This is a genomic window from Novosphingobium sp. 11B, assembly GCF_054589055.1.
The window spans coordinates 1-9606 of the sequence record NZ_BAAILP010000323.1 but is presented as its reverse complement, the minus strand read 5'-3'; the positions used below and the strand labels follow the sequence as shown (position 1 = coordinate 9606).

The 9606-nt window shown below is 66.7% G+C and carries 7 protein-coding genes; 1 reads left to right on the top strand and 6 read right to left on the bottom strand.

Features of this window, described 5'->3' with window-relative positions; genetic code table 11:
• Positions 1-106 precede the first annotated feature (106 nt).
• The 6 genes from ACYPYD_RS26515 to ACYPYD_RS26490 all read right to left on the bottom strand — a co-directional run bounded on the left by ACYPYD_RS26515 (position 107) and on the right by ACYPYD_RS26490 (position 6818).
• Positions 107-394 carry a DUF3325 domain-containing protein gene (locus tag ACYPYD_RS26515; RefSeq protein WP_459666666.1) on the bottom strand — a complete coding sequence of 96 codons (288 nt, stop codon included), beginning with the start codon at positions 392-394 and terminating at the stop codon, positions 107-109.
• A complete protein-coding gene (locus ACYPYD_RS26510; protein WP_459666663.1) occupies positions 391-1956 on the bottom strand; it encodes a PepSY-associated TM helix domain-containing protein in 1566 nt (521 codons plus the stop codon). Before ACYPYD_RS26510 ends, ACYPYD_RS26515 begins: the two co-directional genes overlap by 4 nt.
• A 26-nt stretch (positions 1957-1982) precedes the next feature.
• Positions 1983-4478, bottom strand: coding sequence for a TonB-dependent siderophore receptor (locus tag ACYPYD_RS26505; protein ID WP_459666660.1), 2496 nt, complete (start codon positions 4476-4478; stop codon positions 1983-1985).
• A gap of 108 nt (positions 4479-4586) precedes the next feature.
• Positions 4587-5576, bottom strand: coding sequence for a FecR family protein (locus ACYPYD_RS26500; RefSeq protein ID WP_459666658.1), 990 nt, complete (start codon positions 5574-5576; stop codon positions 4587-4589).
• Between the two features lie 121 nt (positions 5577-5697).
• Positions 5698-6207 carry an RNA polymerase sigma factor gene (locus ACYPYD_RS26495; RefSeq protein ID WP_459666654.1) on the bottom strand — a complete coding sequence of 170 codons (510 nt, stop codon included), beginning with the start codon at positions 6205-6207 and terminating at the stop codon, positions 5698-5700.
• Positions 6204-6818, bottom strand: coding sequence for an energy transducer TonB family protein (locus ACYPYD_RS26490; RefSeq protein ID WP_459666651.1), 615 nt, complete (start codon positions 6816-6818; stop codon positions 6204-6206). The genes ACYPYD_RS26495 and ACYPYD_RS26490 overlap by 4 nt, the downstream gene beginning before the upstream one ends.
• Before the next feature lie 310 nt (positions 6819-7128).
• On the opposite strand from ACYPYD_RS26490, the gene ACYPYD_RS26485 reads away from it, so the two are divergent.
• Positions 7129-9285, top strand: coding sequence for a TonB-dependent siderophore receptor (locus tag ACYPYD_RS26485; RefSeq protein WP_459666648.1), 2157 nt, complete (start codon positions 7129-7131; stop codon positions 9283-9285).
• Positions 9286-9606 lie beyond the last annotated feature (321 nt).

The following is a 9606-nucleotide window of genomic DNA, read 5'->3' as shown; positions in this document are numbered from 1 at the left end:
CGCGCCGCCACCGACAGACGATGGCGGCGCGCACCGCCCGCCACGACAGGGGACGGGGGGATCTGCTGACCCGTCGCGGAGTTGGTCTTGGACATGATCTTCTTTCTTACGAAAACAGGCACAGGATGCGTTCGCGGTTGGTCTGCGCGGCCAGGACCAGCACCGCCGCCACGCTCAGCCAGCCGCACCAGGCGACGGTGCCATAGGCCCAGCCGAGCCCGGAGCCGGCGGCGACGAAGGCGAGTGCGAGAGCGCAGAAGCCGCTCCGGCGCAGATGGCGCGAAGTGCCCGGCGGCAGCTTGCGGCGCAGCCAGTCCTGCTGGTGGCGCGCCATGGCCAGGAGCAACAGCGCAAAGCCCAGCAAGGCGGGCACTGCGATCGCAAGATGGATCATGCCGCAACCTCCACCCGGGCGCGCTGGCGGCGTGCGGGCGCGGCCTTAGGCTGGTGGCGCAGGACCTTCCACGCGGCCCAGGCGAAGCCCGTCGCCAAAACCGTCAGCGTCAGGTCGACACCGACGAAGACCCAGTCGCCGTGCCAGAGGCTGGCCCCCAGCCCGCGCGATGTCGTCAGCGCATTGGCCAGCGGCACCAGTGCGAACAGCACGGCGCCGGTCGCCAGCCCTTCCACCCAGGCTCGCTTGGCGGGGCGGGCCAGCGCCCAAACGAAGATCGCGCCCCAGCCGATGAACAGGCTGTCCACCTCCCATTCGGCGCGCTCGGGCAGAGCGGCAGGAAGCAGCCGGTTGGCGAGGAAGTAGACGGCGATGCCGGCGGGTGCCCCGGCGATGAAGCCGATGTTGAGCCGCTCCACCAAACGGAAGCCGAAATGCGGGCGGGCGGGATCGGGCAGCTTGGTGCGCCGCTTGACGCACCACAGCGCCAGCCCCGTCGCCACCATCGCCGTGCCGCCAAGGCCCGACAGGAAGTAGAGCCAGCGCAGGCCGTAGCCGCTGAACCATGCGGTGTGCAGGTCGATCATCACCTCTTGCGTCAGGCGCGCGCCGCCCTTGGGGCGGGCCTTGGCTGGCAATACCCCGCCCTGCGCCGCGTCGAGATGGATCGGCTCGCCGCGCCCATCGCTCCAGTTCGTGCGCTGCGGGTATAGCTGCGCGGTGGCGGTGGCATCGCCTGGATGGTCGATGCCGATGTAGCTGGGGCTGGCGCCGTTCCACTGGCGCTGCGCGCTCGCGACCAGCCGGGCCAGCGGGACCGTCGGCTCGGGCGTGCCGCTCGCGTCCTTCTCGTCCGCACGGGGGAACGCCGCCTCGTAGAACGCCTCGCGGGTGGTGAAGTTGGCGGTGATCGCCCAGGGCATCAGCGTGAACAGCAGCGTGACGAGCCCGGTATAGGTAATCATCACATGGAACGGCAGCGTCAGCACCCCGGTGGCGTTATGTGCATCGAGCCAACTGCGCTGGCCCTTGCCGAAGCGCATCTGGAAGAAGTCAGTGAAAATCTTCTTGTGGGTCACCACCCCCGACAGGATCGCCACCAGCATAGCCAGCGCCGCCACGCTCACCAGGTAGCGCGCCCACATCACCGGCATGTAGTGCAGGTCGAAGTGCATCCGGTAGAGGAAGAACCCGCCGCGCGTCTCGCGCACGGCCACTTCCCGTCCGGTCTGCGGGTCGAGCGTGATCTCCTTGCGGTCGTGCCGGTCCTGCCCCGCCTTGCGCCACGACACCATCAGCCCGCTGCCGCCGCGCGCATTGGGGAGCGAGACGGTCCAGCTCTCCGCCCCGGCGCCGCGCCGCCGCAGCAGCGCGTCGGCGGCGTCGAGCGCGCGCGTGGTCACCCGGGTTTCCGAGGCAAGTTCGGGCCGCATCCAGGCATCGATCTCGTACTGGAAGAACGCCGCCGTCCCGAACACGAAGACGATGTAAAGCACCCAGCCCGGCACCAGGCCAACCCAGGTGTGCAGCCAGGCCATCGACTGGCGGAAACCCTGCTTCATGTCGTGATCCCGAGATGCGCCATGCGTCAGAAGCCGTACTTCAACGAGAAGGCGACGTTGCGCGGAATGCCGAGCGAATAGGAGGTCGCCCAATAGTTCTCGGCGGTGATGTTGGCGACGTTGAGGTCGAGGCGCACTGGGTGGCTGTCGACCTCGGTCGTGTAGTGCAGGCCGATGTCCATGATCGTGTAGCCATCCATCACCTGCAGGTTGGCGCTGTCCTTGTACATCTTCCCGGCATGATAGATGCCCCCGCTGACGGAGAAGCCGGGCAGCGGCGGCACCGCGTATTCGAGGTACATCTTGGCCAGCGTGCCGCTGACGCCCGTGGGCTTCTTGCCTAGCAGCGATGCAGTGCTGGTCTTGGTCACCTTGAGGTCCATCACCGTGCCGCCGACCATCACCTTGAGGTTGGGTGTGACGTTCCCGGTGGCGGTCAGCTCGAAGCCCTGGTGGACCTCGACGCCGTCTTGGGTGCGGGTGATCTTGCCGTTTACCTGTTCGTCAAAGGCGTTCGCCTTCTCGATGCGATAGAGCGCGCCGGTGATCAGCAGCGCGTCGATCGGCGCGTACTTGGCGCCGACTTCGTACTGCTTGGAGACGTAAGGCTTCATGATCTCGCCGGGGTTGTTGTAGAGCACGGCGTCGTCGGGAACGGTGGAGCCCTGCTCCAGGCCTTCCATGTAGGTGGCATAAGTCGTCACGCGCGGCACCGGCTTGAACACCAGCGAGACGGTCGGGGTCCAGGCGCTTTCTTTGTAGTTCGACGTGGCGGTGCCGGCCGCGTTGAAGTTGCGCGCCTCCACCGTACTGCGGTTGACGCCGATCAGCGCGCTCAACTGCTCGGTGAACCGGATGTCGTCACCCATGACGATGTTGGAGTTCTTCGACCGGCTCGACTTGTAGAGCGCACCCCAGGAATAGGTGTTGAGCGCGGCAGGCATCGCCCACGAGTTCAGGTCGTCAGGATCGGTGAACACCGCCGAATCCCCGCCGCTGACCGAATTGGTGACGTGGCGTTTCACCCGCAGGATGTCGCCCGAAGCGCCCACCGTCAGGCGGTGCTGGATGCCCAGGGTCGCGAACTCGCTGTCGAGATAGGCATAGGCGCCCTGCGCATAGTTGTACGAAGGCGCGCTGCGCGAACTCCAGCCCTGCTGCCAGCCCGGGCTGGCGGTGCCGGTATCCTCGACGTAGAGCGGGTAGATGTTGATCGATTCCTGCGCGTCGCGCTTGTTGAGATACGCCGCGCGCAGGCTGAAGATGTCGTTGATCTTCCACTTCGCGTTGGCGCCGGCGCGGTCGGTCTTGGTCTGGAGGTACGTCCAGGACGGGGTCCAGGTCTTGTCGTTCGCCAGCGGCTCGATCCAATGGTCGAGCGCGGCGCGGCCGGTGTTCGCATACGCGTAGAAGCGGGAATCGATGCCGTCGATCCGGTAATAGGTGTGTGCCGCTTCCGCCTGCACCAGCAGGTCGGGCGCCACGTTCCAGTCCAGCGCGCCGCTGACCATGGTGCGCGCGACGTTCTGGTTCTTCTTCGCCGTCTCGCCGTCCTGGATCGACAGGTTCAGGCGGTAGGCGAAAGTGCCGCCGGCATCGATCTTGCCGCCCATATCGACATGCGCGAAGAACTGCGTGTTGCCATAGTTGCCCACCCGCACATCCAGCTTGGGCGTATAGGTCGGCCGCTTGAGCACGTAGTTGGTGACGCCGCCCGGATTGCCCACGCCGTACAGGAAGCCCGACAGGCCGTTCATGATCTCGACGTTCGCCAGTTCCTCGGTGGCGATACCGGTAAGGGTGGAGGACAGGCGCACGCCATCGACCACGCCCTTCTGCGAATCGAAGCCGCGGATGGTCACGTAAGGCGTGCCGTAGACCGTCGATGGCGCCGAGTTCTGCACCACCGGGTTCATCTTGAAGATCTGGTCCATGTCGCCGGCGACAACGCTCTCGATCATGTCCTGCGGCACCACGCTGACCGAATAGGGCGTGTCGATGAGCAGCTTGTTGCCCCATGGGCCGGAGGTGGAGGTGGCGTCGATCTGCTGGTTGTGGCCCGTCACCAGGATCGGGTCGTTGCGCCGCCAGCTTTCCTCGTCATCGCGCTCGGACGCCCCGGCTCCGTAGGCGACCGGGGTCATTTCCATACGCAAAGGGTCCAGCGTCATCGCGCCGGTGGTCGCGCGGGCGATGGTCATCGCGCCCTCGCCCGCCGGCCGCGCCGCAAGGCCGGTGCCCGAGAGCAGATATACCAGCGCGTCGTGCGGCACGAAGCTGCCGCGCAGCCCGGTGGTCCGGCGCCCCTGGGTCAGCGCCGCCTCGTAAGTCAGCTGCACGCCGCTCTGTTCGGCGAAGCGATTCAGCGCGTCGGACAGCGATCCCGGCGGAATGTCGTAGCTGCGCGGAGCGACGTGATCCTGTGCCGCCGCGATGCCCGGCATCATGGCCCCGCCGCCCAGAACCGTGCCCGCCAGCAACGCGAATGCCAGCGCCCGGCCGCGCTCGAACTTAACCGTCATCGAAATATTCCCACTTGGCTAGCCTCGCGCCGAACATTGCTGCTGCGACGCACTTGCAAAACCAAGACGGGACAAGATCGGAAAACACGACCATCGATTCGAATATTTTTATCGGCGCAAGATGATGAAGCGATCGGACAGCCGCACGGAAGACAGGCCGTGGCTCGCCTCGATGCTGTCGATCGCGGCGAGCGGGTGGTCGAGGTCATAGACCCCGTTCACCCGGATCGCCGCCGCCGGGCCGGTGACCGCGAAGTATCCGCGCCGGTAGCGGCCGATCCAGGCCACCACTTCGCCCAGCGGCCGGTCCACCACCACCAGCCGCCCGCGCGTCCAGGCAGTCGCGTCGCCGCGTGCGGGCAGCGGTCCGTGCAAGGTCTTCGCCGCGAAATCCGCGCGCTGGCCTTCGCCGACCACCACCGCCCGGCCGTCGCCCTCCACGCGCACGCTGTGCCGGGTAACGGTGACCGTGGCGTGCCCGTCTTCGTCGCGGATCGCGAACGCGGTGCCCAGTGCGGTGACGCTGCCCCCGTCGGCCTCGACGGTGAAGGGGCGTGCGGGGTCGGGTGCGACTTCAAACATCGCCGCGCCCGCCAGCAGCCGGACGCCCCGCCTTGTAATAGTATCGTCGAGCGCGATCGCCGAGCCGCTGTCCAGCCTGACCAGCGAACCGTCGGGCAAGGTAACCACGCGCCGCTCGCCAATGCCGGTCATGTGGTCCGCCCGCAGCCATGTCGGCCAGCCCTGCACGCCGCCGAGCACGACGAGCGCCAGCGCCGCCGCCACGGCGCTTCCGGCTAGCGCACGCCGCCGCTTCCGGTCGGGGCGCGTTGCCTGGATGCGCCACGGAGCGCGGGCAGCGCGCTGGCGCGGCAGGGCGGCGACGGGCAGCGCATCCCGGGACTGCTCCTCGTCTTCGTCGAGCAGGCCCCAGATTTTCTCCAGCCGCGCCAGGGCATCGCGGTGTTCGGGGCGGGCATGCCACTGCGCGAAGGCCCGCTCGTCCTCGGCGCTGAAGGCACCGCCGTCGCGCCGGACGATCCAGTCGGCCGCCGCTTCGGCGATTTTGGGCGCGATGGGTTGTCTCGGCGTCGTCATGACCGCTGCTCCGTCCCAACCGGGATGAACGACGACCACCGCGAAACGACCGCCGTCATGTCCCAAGACGCGAGGGAGCACCGAAACACGACCTTGCCCGCCGGATTTTCCGCCAGTATCTTCATATCGCCCCGTCGATCTCGCCCAGCCGCGCCGCAAGCACCAGCAGCGCATGGCGCAAGTGCTTCTCGACCGCGCCACGCGTGATGCCCAGCCTTTCGGCGATCTCGGCCTGATGCAGCCCCTCGATCTTGCGCAGCGCGAAGACCTCGCGGCAGCGCGGCGGCAGGCTCTCCACCAGTTCGAGCAGCAGCCGCAGCCGGTCGCGGCCAAGCAGCGCGCGCTCGGCCGACGGGGCATCGTCGGCGATCAGCCCGCCAAGGTCCTCGTCCAGCACCCAGGGCGACCACTTGCCCCGCTCGCGAGCGCCGTCGATCACCAGATTGCGAGCGATGCGATAGAGGAAGGCGCGGACGTTCTCGACTTTGCCTTCGCGCAGCGGCGGGATCGCGCGGGCCCAGGTCTCCTGGACGATGTCGGCGGCAACCGCCGAGGAATCCACCAGAGAGCGCACGTAGGCGCTGAGCGAATCGTGATGATGCGCCACCAGCGCCGCATCGCGCCCGCTCATCGCGCGGCGATCCCGGTCCTGCCCTGCCCCGCAAGGAACTCCACCGGCAGGGTGATCGCCAGTTCGTCCGGCAGGGCATCGGGGATCGCGGGAAACGGCGCGGCGCGGCGCACGATCGAAAGCGCGGCGTGGTCCAGCGCGGCGCGACCAGTCGACTGCACCACCGAGACTTCGAGCAGTTGCCCGCCGCGATCGATGCGAAAGGCCACTGCGCCCGCCCGCAACCCGCCGCCCGCCGCGTCCTGGCGCATGGGGCGGCGCCGGGCTTCGAGCCTTGCCATGACCACGCGGCGGTAAACCTGCGTCGCCGCAGCCCGCGCGTCCTCGCGGCCTCCCTCTGCCGGAGCCGGGAGTTGTGCTATCACCTCTGTCGCGGCCGGCGTCGGCGGTGCGAGCAGGATCGTCGGTGGCGGGCTGGCCGGCGCCGGCAGCGGTTCGGGACGCCGCGCCGGGGCCTGCGTTCCCGAAGTCGGGCGGCGGCGGGGTTCGTCCATAGCACGCGGCAGGATGACGACGCTCGCCAGATGCGGCGTACCGCGTGCGCTTTCGAATCGCGGCCAGCCTATCGCGACCACCGCGCCTACTGCCAGATGCACCAAAATGGTGGCCACCAACGCCGCCATGCGCATCGGCCGGCCACCGACGCGATAGGCGTTTCGGGGCCGCTCCGGTGCTGCCGCAACGTCCGGTGCCAGGGAGGAACCGGATGCGCGCGCCATCGTGACGGTCGAGGCAAACATGGCATCGCCTCTAGACTATTGCGAGCTATTTGCAATAAACCCTCGGTGCGGCGGGCCTTCCCGCCCAAGCAAAACAATTATTGCTCACTTGTTGCGTTTGCAAATCATTCGCATTAGAGGCTCGCCCGCATTCGCAGCCCGATGGCTTGCGAATAGAAACAAGACCAGGGGAGATCGCAACATGTCCGTCAAATCCTCCATCCGCGCTCGTCATTCCGTTGTCTCGATGCTCGTGCTGGGCCTGCTGACGGCGACCAGCGCCCATGCCGAAGACACGACCGACGAGACGGACCCGGACGCCATCGTCGTGACCGGTGCGACCGAGGCAACCGGCCTCACCCTGTCCTCGCGCGAGACGCCGCAGTCGGTCACCGTGATCGACAGCCTGCGGATGCAGGAACAGGGCCTTTACGATATTTCCGAGGTGATGGAGCAAATCGTCGGCATCCAGTCGAACCGCTCCAGCGCGCTGGGCACCGATGGCACCAACTACACTGCGCGTGGTTTCGAGGTGAAGAACTACCTCGTCGACGGCGTCGCCCGCCCGACCAACCTCTACGGCTTCACCGAAGACACCGCTGACATGATCGCCTACGACCGTATCGAGGTGATCCGCGGGTCTGCAGGCATGATGACGGGCACCGGCCAGCCTTCCGCCGCGATCAACATGATCCGCAAGCGGCCGAGCACCGAGACCCGCGCCAGCGCCGCCGCTACCGTCGGTTCCTGGGACCTGTACCGCCTCGAAGGCGACCTCGGCGGGACGCTGACCGCCGACGGCCACGTCCGCGCCCGGGTGTCCGGCGCGTGGCAGGAGAACGACACCTTCATCGATCGCGAGCACGTCAAGCGCCACGCGCTCTACGGCGTGGTCGAGGCAGATCTGGCGCCCGGCACCCTGATCACCGCCGGGGTGGAGTATCAGAACTTCCGCAACGAGGCTGCATCGCGCGGCGGCGTGCCGCTGTTCTTCACCGACGGGACGAAGACTCACTTCGCGCGGGCCACCAACGGCGGCGCCAACTGGTCCGACTTCAGCCGCAAGAGCGTCAACCTTTTCGCCTCGCTCGCCCACGACTTCGACAAGAACTGGCATCTGCAGATCGATGCCGAGCACAAGTCGGGCTCCTACGACGAGACCATCGGCTACTTCTTCGGCAGCGCGATCGACAAGGACACCGGGCTTGGCGGCACGCTCTATTCCACCCGCTGGGCATCCGACCTCACGCTCAACGCCGTCTACGCGAACCTGCGCGGCAGCTTTGAGGCGCTCGGCCAGGAGCAGCACGTCGCCTTCATGGTGAGCCATGCTCAGTTCGATGACGACCAGACGCCTTACCCCGGCTGGTGGGACGGCCCCGAGTACATGAACTCCTCGATAAACGCGTTCTCGTTCTTCGAGAACGGCGACTATCCCAAGCCCGACCTGACCGCGACAGGCAGCCGTTCCGGCAACCGCATCCGGACCAGCGCCGCCTCCGGCGTGGCGCGGCTCAAGCCGATCGCGCCGCTCTCGGTGATCGCGGGCGGGCGCCTGACGTGGTGGCGGCAGGACAGCTATACCCGGGACCAGGCCAGTTCCAGGACGTGGACGCCGGGCAACCGGGAAAAAGCCGTGTTCACACCCTATGCCGGAGCCGTCGTGGACTTCAGCAAGACCATCTCGGCCTATGTCAGCTACGCCAGCGTGTTCGAACCGCAGACGCAGCGCACCGTGGACGGCGACATGATCGCTCCGCTGGAAGGCAATACTTATGAAGCGGGCCTGAAGGCCGACTTCCTCGACGGCAAGCTGAGCGCCAGCGCGGCGGTGTTCCGCATGAAGCAGGACAACTATGCGCTCGCCGACGGCCCAGGCATCTTCGCGCCCGATGGCAGCTCGGCCTATCACCCAGTTTCGGGCATGACCTCCAAGGGCTTCGAACTGGAAGTCAACGGCCAGATCCTGCCGGGCTGGTTGGTCGCGGGCGGCTTCGCTAATGCCAGGGCGACGGATCGCGACGGCGTGCGCCAGTTGCCGCAGATCGCCAAGAACAGCTTCAAGATGTTCACGTCCTACCGCCTGCCCGGCGATCTCGAGGGGCTCACGCTGGGCGGAAATGTGCGATGGCAGGGCAAGACTACGCCGGATGGCGAAGGCCCGAACGGCGAAATCTACACGCAGGGCAGTCTGGCGATCGTAGACCTGATGGCGAACTATCGCTTCTCTCAGCGCCTGTCGCTGGCGGTCCACCTCGATAATGTTTTCGACAAGACCTACTATTCGGGTCTGTTCATCGGCAGTGCGAGATATGGCTCTCCGCGCGCTTTCACGGTGTCCTTGCGCGGAACGCTGTAAATTTGGAACGAGGAGACTCATAGATGTTGGCAACTTAGGCCATCCAGGGCAGCTTACTGATAATGAACGAAGCGGCTACTTCCGTAACAGGCAGCCGTTCATATGCCTGCAGTTGGATAACTTCGCGCGTCGGCAGCCGACGCCGCGTGGGCGTCAGCTATCCCCGCAACCTGGCTCCAAACTGGTTAGGGTCGTCTAACAGGCTGCGGAAAAAGGGTTGGCAGAGCCGGCCATTGGCCTCGCTTTCGCCGTTTTCTAGCCCAAGGCGTCAGTCATTCTGGGAGGTAACCTTCCAGAATCCGGTCGTTTTTGACCGGCCTC

Excerpts from the sequence above, each read along its gene's own strand:
- ACYPYD_RS26485 (WP_459666648.1), top strand. The coding sequence starts at position 7,129 with ATGTCCGTCAAATCCTCCATCCGCGCTCGTCATTCCGTTGTCTCGATG.
- ACYPYD_RS26515 (WP_459666666.1), bottom strand. The coding sequence starts at position 394 with ATGATCCATCTTGCGATCGCAGTGCCCGCCTTGCTGGGCTTTGCGCTG.
- ACYPYD_RS26510 (WP_459666663.1), bottom strand. The coding sequence starts at position 1,956 with ATGAAGCAGGGTTTCCGCCAGTCGATGGCCTGGCTGCACACCTGGGTT.
- ACYPYD_RS26505 (WP_459666660.1), bottom strand. The coding sequence starts at position 4,478 with ATGACGGTTAAGTTCGAGCGCGGCCGGGCGCTGGCATTCGCGTTGCTG.
- ACYPYD_RS26500 (WP_459666658.1), bottom strand. The coding sequence starts at position 5,576 with ATGACGACGCCGAGACAACCCATCGCGCCCAAAATCGCCGAAGCGGCG.
- ACYPYD_RS26495 (WP_459666654.1), bottom strand. The coding sequence starts at position 6,207 with ATGAGCGGGCGCGATGCGGCGCTGGTGGCGCATCATCACGATTCGCTC.